Raw genomic sequence first — 15,754 nt, 5'->3', positions numbered from 1 at the left:
TATCGTAATAAACCCTACGGCGGCACGATATAGCTGAAACCGCGTTAACCGGACAGGTTTTAATTTAAAGGAGGCAAAAGGCATAAACCATTTTTTTATTTCGGTTTGCGGGTAAGCGTTTTTTAACACTGATACATGTAAAATAATGAACATGCATACGGCCATAATAATGTGGGTGAGTATAAATAAAACGTTCATGGTAATAGTGGTAAGTGTAAATTAAGTATTGGCTGAGTTACCATGCTGATTACCAAATACGGACCAAATACACAAACAACTCAAAATCAACAATTTAATAAATTTAAATTACTTACCAGCTGCGATATATCGTTAAAACACAGTTGAATACACGCTATTTGGAAAATTGGCTGATGAGGTTGCAAGTTTATAAGTTATTGAGACAAATGTTGGTGTGTTTACACCCGTTAAAAGATAACCACGCAGGTCAGATCCGGAAAAAACAACATTTTGCTCCTGTACCGGCAATTTCATAGGTGTTCAAATTTATGGTGCTAAATCCCGGTCGATGCCTGTTTAACCCCGGCATTTACAGCAACCGGCGAACAACACTTCAAATATTATAACAATATTTTTCATATATACAACCCGTATTTTAACGGTGACAGCACCCCGTTAAAATACGGGTTGCGGCTGATAGAAACACAGATTAACTTCAACGAAAATCTACCTGAATGCTGTTTATCAATAATTATGAAAATGCTGATGCCGTGGCCATCATGCTCCTAAAATGCTTACGGATAAATATTCCCGCTCATGAAATAGTAGCTGAATTAAGCAAACACCCAGACTATCCAAGTTTATTGGCTATAAGTGACGTATTACAAAATTTTAACGTGAATAATGCTGCCTACCAGGTTAGCATACACGATGCGGGTAAGGTACCCTGCCCTTTTATTACCAACCTTAACCGGGGCGACGGTGAGTTTATTGTAGTAGATAAATTGACCGACGGGGAAGTATTTTTTTATAACGACAAAGGAAAACAGAAATTACCACGCACTACTTTTGATAAGTTTTTTGGTGGCGTTGTGTTAACCGCCGAAAAAAGCAGCGATTTATTAGAGCAGCAGGCCAAAACAAAACTATCAGTCGCAAGCTATCGGTTACCTGCTATTATTGCAGGTATATTAATTATACTTTCAGGTTCATTAATTACCCATTCAACTTACCTTGCTAATGTAACATGGCAAATAATATTTTTAACCATAGTTAAAACATCCGGACTGGCTACCACTGTATTATTGCTTATCCAGGGTATTGACGGTAACAATCCATTAGTGCAAAAACTATGTCAAAGTGTGGGCAAAAGTAATTGCAATGCTGTTTTAACATCCAAAGCGGCAAACGTATTTGCATGGCTTAGCTGGAGCGAGGTTGGTTTTCTTTATTTTGCAGGCACGTGGTTGCTGTTGCTTTTTGGCAATGGCTCGGCTTTAGTTTGGTACACATTACTTGTACTTAACCTGGTAAGCCTGCCCTATACATTTTACTCTATTTATTACCAGGCGCGCATCGCAAAACAATGGTGCTTACTTTGTTGTACGGTGCAGGCTATTTTGTGGCTGGAGTTTATTACTATGGCTTTATCAAACGTAACCGGGGTGCCGGTGTTTACCGCCGCTGGCTTAAGCAACATAGTTATATGCCTGTTAGTGCCCACTATATTGTGGGCAATTGTAAAGCCTTACCTGCTCCGCCTACAGCTTTTATCCCCCCTGAAAAAACAATTACGCACATTTAAATACAATGTTGAATTGTTTAATAATATGCTTAAAGCACAGCCCCGGTACGCTATGCCTGCCGAAGACTGGAGCATTGTTTTGGGCAACGCCGAGGCTAACAATATCATTACAATGGTAACAAATCCATACTGCCAGCCATGTAGTAAAACCCACCAGGTACTTGATAACTGGCTTAACCAAAACCCCAATTTACAGGCGCGTATTATATTTACCGCCAATAATAACGACAGCGATATTAAAACCCCGGTAAGCCGTCACCTGATGGCGCTAAATAAGCTGACCGATAAAACCATTGTTAAACATGCCCTGCATGATTGGTACGGGCAAAAGCAAAAAAGCTACGACGCATGGGCAAAAGCTTACCCGGTGCAGCTGAATGAAACAGAATTTTATAAAATAGACCAGCAAAAAGCCTGGTGCCAAATGGCCGAGGTTACGGCAACACCGGCTTTATTACTTAACGGATACCGCCTTCCGAATATTTACCAACTACCCGATTTAAAATATATGCTTGAATAAGCGTTCAAAATACTTTTTGGCCAAAGGTGAAGGAGCATGTACTTCGATAATGTATGCCACTATTTGTCAGGTGAAATTGACTATCAATTTTAAAACATAACTATTATTATGGAAATGCAGAAAAAACTTTCAAGAGAAGAGATGAAAGCCATTACTGGTGGAAAATTGGCTTGTAACTGCCAGTGCAATGGCGCAGGCACCTGGAGTGCTTCATACAGCTCATCAGCGGCCGCGTATCATGATCTTCAAACCTATTGCAGCGGCGGAGGTTCTTGCCACTGTACAGAACCTGCAGCATAGTAACCATTAGTTAAATTTAACTAACAAAATGAAGCAAGCTATCGATGCAAATTGATAGCTTGCTTCGTAACTTACACAAATATGAAATATATATCATTTTTATGCTTCATGTTATTTTCCCAATGCGGGTTTTGCAATGTTAAAATCAGCGGAGAGTTGATTGGCATAAAGGGAGCAACAGGGGTAGGCGTATTTTTGCCGGTTGGAAATCATCCTAATGACTATCGCCAAACAATATACCCTGTTGTAAATAATAAATTTAATATAAATTTCAACGTGTCATCTGAGGTATTTATCAGGGTACGGATTGGTTTAAGAACAATTTACTTAATTGTTGCCCCTGGCGATAATATCAGCTTCAAATATTTTGATAATCCTGATAAATATAAATCTTTAAAATTTGAAGGTACTAATGCTGCCGGCCAATACTGGTATAATGTATATAACTTTCAACCACTTGATAACTATAATCACCACGGAAGCCTTTTGCTGGCACTTGCAACCGAAAGTAAAGACCAGGGGCTAAAAAAAATAGGGAAATTTATTTTTGAGCAAACCCAGCCGCTTGATTCTTTATACAAATTAAAGCAAATAAGCCCCCAGTTTTTCCTGCTTGCTAAAACCGATATTCGGGATATGCACGCACTTAATTTAATTAAAGGCATAACCACTCTTCAGGAAAAGAACAAAAACAGTCAGTTAAATGACAAATACCAACGCATTAAAGATGCCTTATTCTGCTTTGCAGGCCCTGCCAAAATCACCAACACCCAAACATACTTTGGCGCTATGTTTTTAGGTTATTACTATGAATCCAAACTCGAAGAAAGCAATACCAACAAATCAAACAGCTATAAATTAGGCCCTTACAGCGGATACCAAATGGCTCCCGCTGCAATAAAAAACTTTTTATTGGGCGATATATTACTATTTCAAAAAGTAATCGGCACCAATGAATTCAATTTCACAACCGCCTTTGCTCAGTATTGTAATGATTTTCCCGAAAGTCCATATATAGCCCTGCTTAGGTCATTAACATTGACAGCCGCCAACGCCAAAACCACTAAACCGGGAGCAAACATTTCAATAGATACTGCCACCACTTACAATACCTTTAATGATATAAAACGGCATTTTAAAGGAAAGTCGGTTTATATTGATTTATGGGCAACGTGGTGCGTTCCTTGCCGGGCCGAGTTCCCTTACTATCCCGGCCTGCAGCCAAAGCTTAAACAAAAAAGCATAACATCGGTATTTGTATCTATAGATATACCAATAATGAAAACGCAATGGGTTAACCTTGTTACCCAGAACCATTTAGATGGCTATCATATCCTTGCGGGCAAAAGCTTACAGTCAGATATAAAGAAAATTGTTTATCAACAAGGGCAGGTATCCATCCCCCGTTACATTATTTTAAATAAGGATGGCAGGGTAGTTAGCTGGGATGCCCCAAGGCCCAGCAATCCAGCACTTGGCAAGTTGCTTGATAAATTGTAAGGGAAACAGTTGTTAATAATATTACATCAATATCTATGAAGCCCTTTGTATTTTACAAACAACATGATCAAATGGATTGTGGCCCAGCTTGTTTACGCATGGTAGCTAAACATTACGGGCGTAATTTTCGCCTGCAAAACCTGCGCGAGCTTTGCGAGATCAACAAAGAGGGCGTATCCATGTTAGGCATGAGCGATGCGATTGAAAAGATAGGTTTCAGGTCGTTAGGAGTTAAGCTTAGCATTGCCGGTTTAAAAGAAGCCGAATTGCCTTGTATTTTACATTGGCGACAGAACCATTTTGTGGTACTTTACAAAATAAAAAATAATAAATTTTACATAGCCGACCCAGCAAATGGCCTGGTTGTAATTAACGAGGATGATTTTAACCGCAACTGGTTAAGTACCGCCGATGGCAACGAAGGTATAGCACTATTGCTGAGCCCAACACCACTATTTTATGAACAGGAAGACGAAAAAGGCAGCGAACTGCGCTGGGGCTTTTTATTGCGCTACCTGGTCACTTATCGCCAATTGGTAACCCAGCTTTTATTTGGCCTGGGTATAGGCAGTTTACTACAGTTAATAACCCCGTTTTTAACGCAATCTATAGTTGATATCGGTATTAATACACGCAACCTTAATTTTATTTACATTATCCTGTTTGCACAAACTGCCCTGATCATCGGGCGGGCAAGTGTTGATTTTATCCGGTCGTGGATTTTGCTGCACATCAGTACCAGGGTAAACATATCCATCCTCACCGACTTCTTAATTAAGCTTATGAAATTGCCTATCAGTTTTTTTGATACCAAAATGACGGGCGATATTATGCAGCGAATGAACGATCAGAAAAAAATTGAAGGTTTTTTGACGGGATCAACCTTAAGTACTTTATTCTCGTTATTTAACCTTTTAATATTTTCAGTTGTGTTGGCCTATTACAATGCCACCATATTTTTGGTATTTGCAACATGCAGCGCCCTTTATACCATTTGGATAATGCTGTTTTTAAAACGCCGGCGCGAATTGAATTATAAAAGTTTTGATGTGGCTTCAAAAAACCAGAGCAGCATTGTACAATTGGTAGGCGGCATGCAGGAAATTAAGCTTAACAACTGCGAACAGCAAAAACGCTGGGAGTGGGAACACATACAAGCCCGTTTGTTTAAGTTTAACGTTAAAAGCCTTGCCTTAAGCCAGTATCAGCAAGGCGGGGCTACATTTATTAACGAAGGCAAAAACCTGCTTATTACCTTTTTAAGTGCGCAGGCGGTTATTAATGGGAATTTAACTTTAGGTGCAATGGTGGCAGTGCAATATATTGTAGGTCAACTAAGCAGCCCAATAGAGCAATTGCTGGGCTTTATACAAGGGTTTCAGGATGCCCGCATCAGTTTAGAGCGCTTAAACGAAATTCACCAGATGGCCGACGAAGAACCATTGGATAAAGAATGGAACCATACCCTGCCCGAAAATAAAAGTTTAAGCCTTGCCAACATTACATTCCGTTATCCGGGAGCAGGGAACGAGCCTGTGCTGGAGAACATCAGCTTTCAAATTCCGCAAGGTAAAACAACAGCTATTGTGGGCATGAGCGGTAGTGGTAAAACCACAGTATTAAAACTGCTGCTCCGTTTTTATGAACCGCAAAAAGGCGAAATTAAAGTAGGCGGACACCCCATAAACAATATTGGCTTTAAAACCTGGCGCAGCCAGTGTGGGGTGGTAATGCAGGATGGCTTCATATTTTCTGACAGTATTGAACGTAACATTGCGGTGGGTGATGAATACCCCGACAAAGAAAAACTACGCCACGCTATAAAGGTTGCCAACATACATGATTTTATTGATGGCTTGCCATTGGGATTAAATACCAAAATAGGTGCCGAAGGTAATGGAATAAGCCAAGGGCAGCGGCAGCGGATGCTGATAGCAAGAGCTGTTTACAAAAATCCCGAATACCTGTTTTTTGACGAAGCTACCAATGCCCTTGATGCTAATAACGAACGGATAATTATGAATAACCTGGGCGAGTTTTTTAACGGACGCACGGTGGTGATAGTAGCGCACCGCCTAAGTACAGTAAGTAATGCAGATAATATAATTTTATTAGATAAAGGCCGGATAATTGAGCAGGGAAGTCATTTTGAGCTTACGGCACTGAAAGGAAGCTATTATCAACTGGTTAAAAACCAACTGGAATTGGGAACTTGATTACAAGACGCTAATACCATATGTTAAATAATTAAACAAATAAAAAGCCAACGCAAAACAAATGCCTTCAATTGTATTTGAAACTCCACCACCCGAGAAAACTGATGGCTCGAACAGCATTATCGTTTTAAAAACTCCGCCCGTAGGCCAAAACACCATACTGGGGAATGGCATAGCTTTAAAGTCTCCGCCGCAAAGGCATGCCGATGATATGCAGGATATTATTACCGCCGTGCCATCATGGATATTACGTTGGGGCATTACGCTATTTTTTGCAATATTGATTTTATTAATTGGTTTGGCGGCCTTAATCAAATACCCGGATATTATTAAAACAAGGTTAAAAATTCAATCACCCAATTCGCCCAAGCCGGTTGTTGCAAAGATACCGGGCAAACTGGTTAAGCTTTTGGTAAACGAAAATGAACTGGTTGTAAAAAACGAGCCGCTGGCATTCATTGAGAGTACAGGCAACCATCTTCAAATAATGCACCTTACTCAAAATTTAACAAAGCTGCAAGATGATATTGCCACAGGTAAACTAATTAATAACAGCCTTTTTACGCAGGCGAACAGCGCAGCACTTGGTGAACTTCAAGCTGCTTACCAGACTTTTTACCAGGATTTTATTACCTATCAATCAGCGGTAAACAATGGGTTTTATCTAAAAAAGAAGACGTACCTTGAAAAAGATCTTGCCGATATAAACCGCCAAACCGGACAATTACAGCAAAGCAAAGCCATCCAGCAACGTAATTTTAAACTTGCAGATGATGAGTATACAATGCATAAAAAACTTGCCGATCAAAAGGTTGAAACCCAATCTGAACTACGCCAACAAGAAGCTAAATTTTTGGCTCAAAAATCACCGTTGATACAAACAGAGTCGGCGCTGGTTGCCGCCAATAATAGCTACACCGGAAAGCAAAAGGAAATTTTGGAATTGGATAACCAAATCAGCGAACAAAAAGCCAGGTTCAGGCAGTCGCTCAACAGTTTAATAAGCCAGGCCGAAGATTGGGAAAACAAATATATTCTCAGGGCGTCCCAGGCAGGTAAAATATCGTTTCCGGGTATTATCCAGGAAAACCAGGTACTAAGTACAGGGCAGGAAGTTTTTTATGTAAACCCCGGTAACGAAGCTTTCTTCGGCGAGATGGACATACCGCAAGACAATATGGGAAAAGTAAAGGAGGGACAGCCCGTACTTATAAAACTGAGGAGTTACCCGTTTGAGGAGTATGGTTTAATAAAAGGCAAAATAAATTACATCGCCGAGGTGCCTTATAAAGACAGTGTTTTTGTATCGAAAGTTGATTTTAAAGTAGGCAAACCGATAAATAATAAACGTCCTATTCATTTAAAACAAGGCATGATAGCCGAGGCCGAAATTATTACCGAAGATGCCACCATATTTCAGCGAGTTACCAGGAGCGTATTTAAAATAGTGGCTAATAAATAGCTATCAACAGCAGCCAGGTTACAAATTTAACAAAGCGCGTGTCCTTAAAATCATGCCGGTAACCGGCAGCATCTACGTTAAGGTCATCTCATGATTAACGTGATGAGCCCAATGATGGTACCATATAGCTGGAGCCGCGTTTACCGGAGAGGTTTTAATTTAAACGAATTAGAAGATCTATCCCACTATTTTATTTCTTGTTTCGGATTTGCTTCCCTTAACACGGATATATAAAATGGCGACCATGCATAATGCCATGGTGATGAGGGTGATTAAAAAAATGTGTTCACGGTGATAATGTTAAGTGTAAATGCTTTTGTTTATACCAATGGCTACCAAATAAATACCAAATAAATACCAAATAAATACCAATTACATAAAATACTTAAAATCAAATAGTTAATTACTACTGATTTATAACTGCGCTGCGATATATCGTTAAAACACGAGATTGCATTTTACCAAATCTCAATAAGCCCGAATTTGCTGCCATCCTATTTCAAACTCCTGTTGCCTTGATTTTAAACTCTGACACGTTACCACAACTGTTTCATTTGTTCCTGGTAAAATTACGTTTCGACTGGAGGGCGATTTTAGCCATCATTTCTTTATATTATGTCATAAAATGAATTTCATTTCAACTTTAATTTTCAATATATGTAGTTAACTACGTATATTAGTACATAAATAAATTATTATGAGTACAATACTTGAAATTACCCCCTTAAACAATGCTTACTGTGATCAGATCATCAATATTATACTGCCCATACAACAAATAGAATTTAATGTACCGGTAACACTGGAGGGGCAGCCCGATTTATTGGATATCGAAACCAATTACCACCAAACCGGCGGCAACTTTTGGGGTGCCAAAATTAATGGCGAACTGGTGGGCACCATAGCCTTAATAGTCATCGACGGTAAAGCCGGGGCATTACGCAAAATGTTTGTACGCAAAGAGTACCGGGGTAAGGAACTTGGCATTGCGCAGCGTTTGCTGGATGAATTGATTGCTTATTGCAGGCTACAGGATATTACAGCTATATACCTGGGCACGGTAGATATGCTGAAGGCGGCACACCGTTTTTACGAAAAAAATGGCTTTACGCAATTGGCCAAACAGAATTTGCCCCCATCGTTTCCGCTGATGGGTGCCGATAATATTTTTTATGAGTTACATTTGAACAATTAACCACAAGCGGATGAATGTTATTGATGAATCGGGCATTTTAGCCATCAGTACCCGGCTGCAGCGCCTGGCTGATACCCTGCGCAAAGATGGCGTGCTGATTTACAAAGCCAACAATATTGATTTTGAGCCCAAGTGGTTCCCGGTTATTTATACCCTGCATTATAAACCTGTACTTAGTGTTGTTGAGCTGGCTAATGAAATTGGCTATACCCACCCCTCCACCATCAGCCTGCTGAAGGAGCTGGAAAAAGAAAAACTTATCCGGTCGAAGAAAGACAAGGCCGACGAACGCAAACGCCTGGTACTACTTACGGCCAAAGGCCAGGAACTGGTGGAGCGCATGCGCCCCGTGTGGGCCATTATTAAAGCCGCCGCCGCTGAACTTACCAATACCCAAAACAACATCATGAAAGCCATTGATGAAGTAGAAGAACAAATAAGCCTGCAAAGCTTTTTCGCCCGGGCGCAGCGGTTAAAGAGTGAGGGGAAGCAAATGGATTGATCGTTTTGCCACCGTCCACATCGAACATAAACCGGGAATACCTGTTGTAAATAGACATAAAAGATCGGAATCAAACACTGTTGACATACTGTTGTCATTATTGATCGCTTACTTTGATCTGTAAACCCTATTGCGGGATTATTTGTATTTTTACATTACACATGGATTTTAATTTAACTTCCCAATACTTCCCCACCGGCGATCAGCCTGAAGCCATCAGGCAACTGGTTGAAGGTGTAAACAATGGCGATCCGTTCCAGACACTTTTAGGCGTTACAGGGTCGGGCAAAACATTCACGGTGGCCAATGTTATCCAGCAAACACAAAAACCCACGCTGATACTAAGCCACAATAAAACCCTTGCAGCTCAGCTTTATGGCGAGTTTAAGCAGTTTTTTCCGGAGAACGCAGTTAACTATTTTGTATCCTATTACGATTATTACCAGCCCGAAGCTTTTATACCCACCACCAACACCTACATTGAAAAGGATTTACAGATAAACGAGGAAATTGAAAAGCTGCGCCTGCGCACAACTTCGGCTTTGATGTCGGGCCGAAGGGATGTGATCGTGGTGTCGTCTATATCGTGCATTTACGGTATGGGTAACCCCGAGGATTTCGCGCAATCGGTATTCAAATTCGCGGTGGGCACCCGCATCAGCAGGAATGCTTTTTTACACCGTTTGGTGGAGATATTATATGCCCGCACCACCGCCGATTTTAAGCGCGGTACTTTCAGGGTTAAGGGCGATACGGTGGATATTTTCCCGGCCTATATGGACCACGCCTACCGCATTTCCTTTTTTGGCGATGATATTGAAGAACTGACGACTTTTGACGTAAGCACCGGCAAAACCATCGAGAAAATGACCCATATGGTGGTTTACCCCGCCAACCTGTATGTAGCCCCGCGCGAACGTTTTGTGCAATCCATCTGGGCTATACAGGAAGAATTGGAAACCCGTAAAAAGCAGTTTATAAACGATGGCCGTTTCCTGGAAGCCAAACGCCTGGAAGAGCGGGTTAATTACGACCTGGAAATGATCCGCGAGCTGGGCTATTGCTCTGGTATCGAGAATTATTCGCGCTTTTTTGATGGGCGTTTACCGGGGGCGAGGCCCTTCTGTTTATTGGATTATTTCCCGGATGATTACCTCATGGTGATTGATGAAAGCCACGTAACAGTACCGCAGATCAGGGCAATGTATGGTGGCGATAGGTCGCGCAAGATGTCATTGGTCGATTATGGCTTTAGGCTGCCGGCTGCGCTGGATAACCGGCCACTCAACTTCCAGGAATTTGAAAAACTGGCACCGCAAACAGTTTATGTAAGTGCTACACCTGGTGATTTTGAATTGGAAAAATCGGAAGGCGTAGTGGTTCAGCAGGTTATACGTCCTACGGGGTTGTTAGATCCGGTAATAGAAATCAGGCCGGTAATAAACCAGGTGGATGATTTGTTAGATGAGGTTGATCGTACTATAAAAATGGGCGACCGGGTTTTGGTAACTACCCTCACCAAACGTATGGCCGAAGAACTGGCTAAATACATGGACAGGTTGGGTATTAAATGCCGTTACATTCACTCCGAAGTGAAAACCCTGCAAAGGGTAGAAATTTTGAGGGGATTGCGCCTGGGCGAGTTTGATGTACTGATAGGCATTAACTTATTACGCGAGGGACTGGATTTACCCGAAGTTTCGCTGGTGGCCATCCTTGATGCTGATAAAGAAGGTTTTTTAAGGTCGGAACGGTCATTAATCCAAACCATTGGCCGCGCTGCACGAAACGACCGTGGCCGGGTTATTATGTATGCGGATAAAATTACCGATTCGATGCAGATAACGATGGATGAGACTAACCGCAGAAGAGAAATCCAAATTGCTTACAATACAGCCCATGGCATTACACCAACTACGGTAGGCAAATCCCGCGAAGAGATTATGGAGCAAACATCCGTTGTCGACTTTAAAGGCGGCGTTCAAAAAGCTTATGTAGAGGCGGATATGGCAACTTTAGCGGCCGACCCTATTGTTCAATACATGACCAAACCCGATCTGAAAAAATCAATAGACAATACCAAAAAAGAGATGCTTGCTGCCGCCAAAAATATGGACTTCCTGTTGGCAGCCAAACTGCGCGATGAAATGTTTGCGCTGGAGAAAATGATGGAGGAGAAATTTTAGATGTGCAGATTTCAGATGTGCAAATATGCAGATGCGAAATTTATACATCGGCGATAATGTAGTGATTGTAAAATCATTGCCGGGGGTTTTCAATCTGCACATCTGAAATTTGAAATCTGCACATCTAAATCGTTATTTTTGATTAAAATTTAAGTTATGCAACTATCTGATCTTGATCTTACTAAAAGCTATTCATACGCCGATTACCTTCAATGGACGTTTGATGACAGACTTGAATTAATTAAAGGTAAAATTTTTAAAATGACGCCGGCACCGGCACAACTTCACCAGCGAATCTCATGGCAAATATCCGGCGAACTTTATAGCTATCTTAAAAATAAAAAATGTCGGGCATATACTGCACCTTTTGATGTGAGACTACCGCGCAAAGGTGAAAATGAGGATAAAAAAATTTTCACCGTAGTGCAACCTGATATATGCATCATATGTAATCCGCTTTTGTTAGATACCCGTGGTTGTACAGGTGCTCCTGATATTGTTGTCGAGATACTTTCTCCCGGAAATAATCAAAAGGAGCTCCGTAATAAGTACGAAGTATACCAGGAGGCTGGTGTTAAAGAGTACTGGATAGTTTCTCCGCAAGATAAAACTTTTTTAAAATACACGTTAGTAAACAATGCTTACCAACCTTCAAAACTAATGACGATTGGCGATATCATAACAACCGAAATACTCCCAGGCTTTGATTTAGTTCTTGATACTGTTTTTGCGGATAATTAATTGATAGATGTGCAGATTTCAAATGTGCAGATATGCAGATTAGGAATTTATACGCATGGTGATAATGTAATGATTGTAAAATGATTGCAAGATTTATCTGTCTGTATACCTAAAAATCATCTGCACATCTGAAATCTGCACATTTGCACATCTATCCATACATCTAAAAAACAATTTCTCCGTTATATACTTATATTTGTAAGCTTAAAATTAATCAGATGTTACTTATTCTTTTCCTGATCATATCAATTTGTGTTTTATACATTATCCGCAGTTTAATGCGGTATCTTATACCTGCTTTGTTCCAAAGTGTTATCAATAAAGCACAACAACAGACTCAGCAGCAGCAAAACTATCAGCAAAGAAAGCCCGAAGGAGCAATAAAAGTTGATTATATTCCCGAAGGGAAAAAAGGCAAATTACCGGATACAGAAGGTGAATTTGTTGATTATGAAGAAGTAAAATAAGCCTTTTATGTTGCCCGACGAAGTATACAAACGACGCCCAAACCACAATAATACGCCCGAGTCGATAACATTGATTATTGCCAATTTTATTGTTTTTGCCGTAGCTACCCAGTTGTTTGTATCCGCCACCAAAATCCATACTTTTTTTTGGGTAATAGTAGGTGCACTGGCGGTTTATAACTTTTTTAACATTCGTAAGTACCGGGAAGATTACAATAAGGCGCAGGTAATAGCTTATGTTTTAAGTTTGATTATTATGGTTATTTTCTTTTTTGTAATGCGCGGCCGCTCATAAGCCTGTTAAGTAAATCCTTTACAACTATAATTCCTATTCCCGTTCAATTTTCTATTTTTGAGGAATTAATATCCATTTCAAAAAACTTAAATGAATAACTGGTTTAAGCGCAATAGTGTTCACCTCATTATTGTAGCAATTTTTATAGCAATTTCCTTTGCTTACTTCATTACTCCACTAACGCAGGGTAAAGTATTATTTCAAAGCGATGTATCTCAGGCGCAGTCGATGCAAAAAGAGATCAACGACGTTAGAGCGGCTACCGGTAAATCACCATTATGGACCAATCAAATGTTTGGCGGCATGCCGGCTTACCAAATATGGGCACCATTTCCATCTAACATCACCACGCATGTTATCGACGTATTGAAAACGGTTTTCCCAAACCCGGTTGATACCGTATTGCTGTATTTATTAGGCGCATATCTTTTATTCAGCGTATTGCGCCTATCGCCCTGGCTGGCTGCCGCGGGGGCAATAGCTTTTGCCTTCTCGTCGTATAATTTTATCTATATCACTGCAGGCCATAGTAACCAGGCCTATGCCATCGCATTTTTTGCGCCTTTGCTTGCAGGCATTATTTTAACGTTACGTGGGCGATACCTCTTAGGCGCTTCGCTTACCGCGTTTTTCCTCGCTATGGAAATTCGTAGCAACCACGTACAAATGACCTATTACCTGTTGCTATCTATAGCCATACTATTGGGTATCGAACTTTATCATGCTATAAAAGAAAAGCAAACCAAGCCATTTTTAAAGTCGATAGGCTTTTTGGCGGCAGGCATAATGCTGGCTATCGCGGTGAATGCGGGTACATTATGGACAACATATGAATACAGCCAATACACCATCAGAGGTAAAGCGAATTTAACTACCAAGGGCGCCGCAGGCCCTAACCATGGTTTAGATAAAGATTATGCTTATACCTGGAGTCAAAGCGTTGGCGAATGCCTTACCTTTTTAATTCCGAACGCTTACGGAGGCGGAAGCAGCACAGTTGCCGACGAGGATTCCAAAGCGGTAAAAATATTAACCGATAAAGGTGTTGATGCCGGGCAGGCCCAGGGATTTGTTTCACAATCATTATATTATGGCAATAAGCCAAGCACATTTGGGCCATGGTATTTTGGCGCAGCCATATGTTTTCTTTTCATTTTAGGCCTGCTCATTGTTAAAAACCGCATTAAATGGTGGGTTTTAGGAGCAGTATTGTTAAGCATGCTCTTATCATTCGGTAAAAACCTCCCTTTCCTGTCCGATTTCTTTTTCAACTATGTGCCTATGTACAACAAGTTCAGGGCCGTTGAATCAACTCTGGTAATCGCGGCATTTTGCTTCCCGATATTGGCACTACTTGCTGTTAACGAGGTTATTACCAATACAGATAAAGCGTTCATTTTTAAACGTGCTAAAATTGCGTTTTATATTACAGGCGGCTTGTTATTAGTTATGATAGGGGTTCCGCAAATATTGTTGAGTTTCAGAGCTGATGAACATGCAGCATTTGTGGCCAACCTTACCCAAATATTCAAAGGCGACACCGGCACTGCAAATTCTGTTGCCAACGCTATTGTTGATGACAGGGAAAGCCTTGAACGTGCAGATGCTATCCGCTCGTTAATTTTTGTTGTGTTAACTGCCGGCCTGTTATGGTTAATTATCGAACAAAAAATTAAAGCGAATATTGCTGCTTTGCTGCTGGCGGTAATTGTTATAATTGATATGTGGAGCGTTGATAAGCGCTACCTGAAGGATGCAAACTTTGTAGCTAAATCCGACCTGGAGCAACAATATACCCCACGCGAGGTTGATCAGTTTATTATTAAGGATACCGATCCTAATTTCCGGGTATTTGACATGACATCGGGCGATCCTTTTCATGACTCGCACTCGTCTTATTTTTATAAAACTGTAGGCGGTTTCCACTCAGCACGGCTAAGAAGGTTTGATGAATTGATTCAGAACCAATTTACCAAAAGCGTAAATCACGATGTACTGGATATGCTGAATACGAAGTACATCATCACGGTTGATCCTAAATCGGGCAATGCAGGTATGCAAGCTAACCAAACCGCCTGCGGCAACGTATGGTTTGTAAAAAGCGTAAAATTTGCCGATAACGCCGACCAGGAGATGCAAGCCATCAGCAGCTTCTCGCCAAAAGACGAGGCTATTGTTGACAAACAATATAAAAGCATGATTGATGGAAAATCGGTGGGTGCCGATCAGGCTCCGACTACTACAATAAAACTAACCAAATATGAGCCGGAGCACCTGACCTATGAAAGCAGCAGCCCGGTCGCACAAGTGGCGGTGTTTTCAGAAATTTATTACGACAAAGGTTGGACCATGACCATTGATGGTAAAGAATCGCCTTACTTCCGTGCCGATTATTTATTAAGGGCTGCGGTGATCCCTATTGGCAATCACACCATCAAATTTGATTTCCATCCTACATCTTATTATGCAGGTGAAAATATCTCTTTAGCAGGATCTATCTTGTTGGTATTGGCCTTAGGTGGTGCCGCTTATACCGAAACTAAAAAAAAGCCGGCAGCTAAGCCAACTGCAAAAAAAGCTTAATATTGGCTGATCAAAATTATCTGAC

General features: G+C 40.9%; 12 protein-coding genes. All 12 read left to right on the top strand.

Annotated features, from left to right (window positions below; translation table 11 throughout):
- Positions 1 to 692: 692 nt before the first annotated feature.
- The 12 genes from FSB76_RS17520 to FSB76_RS17465 all read left to right on the top strand — a co-directional run bounded on the left by FSB76_RS17520 (position 693) and on the right by FSB76_RS17465 (position 15,729).
- Positions 693 to 2,282 carry a vitamin K epoxide reductase family protein gene (locus FSB76_RS17520; protein ID WP_147055540.1) on the top strand — a complete coding sequence of 530 codons (1,590 nt, stop codon included), beginning with the start codon at positions 693 to 695 and terminating at the stop codon, positions 2,280 to 2,282.
- A gap of 108 nt (positions 2,283 to 2,390) precedes the next feature.
- Positions 2,391 to 2,582, top strand: a complete 192-nt coding sequence (locus tag FSB76_RS17515) for a bacteriocin-like protein (RefSeq protein ID WP_147055539.1) — start codon at positions 2,391 to 2,393, stop codon at positions 2,580 to 2,582.
- Positions 2,583 to 2,858: 276 nt separating this feature from the next.
- The gene (locus tag FSB76_RS17510; protein ID WP_158642917.1) at positions 2,859 to 4,082 is read left to right on the top strand and encodes a TlpA family protein disulfide reductase; all 1,224 of its coding nucleotides are present in this window, start codon (positions 2,859 to 2,861) and stop codon (positions 4,080 to 4,082) included.
- 35 nt (positions 4,083 to 4,117) lie between these two features.
- Positions 4,118 to 6,298, top strand: a complete 2,181-nt coding sequence (locus FSB76_RS17505) for a peptidase domain-containing ABC transporter (RefSeq protein WP_147055534.1) — start codon at positions 4,118 to 4,120, stop codon at positions 6,296 to 6,298.
- Positions 6,299 to 6,359: 61 nt separating this feature from the next.
- Positions 6,360 to 7,760, top strand: coding sequence for an HlyD family secretion protein (locus tag FSB76_RS17500; RefSeq protein ID WP_225976238.1), 1,401 nt, complete (start codon positions 6,360 to 6,362; stop codon positions 7,758 to 7,760).
- A 697-nt stretch (positions 7,761 to 8,457) separates the two neighbouring features.
- Positions 8,458 to 8,955: a GNAT family N-acetyltransferase gene (locus tag FSB76_RS17495; protein WP_147055533.1), complete on the top strand. Its 498-nt coding sequence runs from the start codon at positions 8,458 to 8,460 to the stop codon at positions 8,953 to 8,955.
- 10 nt (positions 8,956 to 8,965) lie between these two features.
- Positions 8,966 to 9,457 (top strand): MarR family winged helix-turn-helix transcriptional regulator, encoded by a 492-nt coding sequence (locus FSB76_RS17490; RefSeq protein WP_147055531.1) that lies wholly within the window; start codon positions 8,966 to 8,968, stop codon positions 9,455 to 9,457.
- Positions 9,458 to 9,618: 161 nt separating this feature from the next.
- Positions 9,619 to 11,643, top strand: coding sequence for an excinuclease ABC subunit UvrB (gene uvrB, locus FSB76_RS17485; protein WP_147055529.1), 2,025 nt, complete (start codon positions 9,619 to 9,621; stop codon positions 11,641 to 11,643).
- Between the two features lie 156 nt (positions 11,644 to 11,799).
- Positions 11,800 to 12,384: a Uma2 family endonuclease gene (locus FSB76_RS17480; RefSeq protein WP_147055527.1), complete on the top strand. Its 585-nt coding sequence runs from the start codon at positions 11,800 to 11,802 to the stop codon at positions 12,382 to 12,384.
- 218 nt (positions 12,385 to 12,602) lie between these two features.
- Positions 12,603 to 12,851, top strand: a complete 249-nt coding sequence (locus FSB76_RS17475) for a DUF4834 family protein (RefSeq protein WP_147055525.1) — start codon at positions 12,603 to 12,605, stop codon at positions 12,849 to 12,851.
- Between the two features lie 7 nt (positions 12,852 to 12,858).
- Positions 12,859 to 13,146, top strand: a complete 288-nt coding sequence (locus FSB76_RS17470) for a hypothetical protein (RefSeq protein ID WP_147055523.1) — start codon at positions 12,859 to 12,861, stop codon at positions 13,144 to 13,146.
- A gap of 90 nt (positions 13,147 to 13,236) precedes the next feature.
- Entirely contained in the window at positions 13,237 to 15,729 is a 2,493-nt protein-coding gene (locus FSB76_RS17465) for a YfhO family protein (protein ID WP_147055521.1), read from the top strand.
- Positions 15,730 to 15,754 lie beyond the last annotated feature (25 nt).

This window comes from Mucilaginibacter ginsenosidivorax (genome assembly GCF_007971525.1).
In the GTDB taxonomy this organism is placed as follows: domain Bacteria; phylum Bacteroidota; class Bacteroidia; order Sphingobacteriales; family Sphingobacteriaceae; genus Mucilaginibacter; species Mucilaginibacter ginsenosidivorax.
This window is presented reverse-complemented; position numbering and strand designations above follow the sequence as displayed.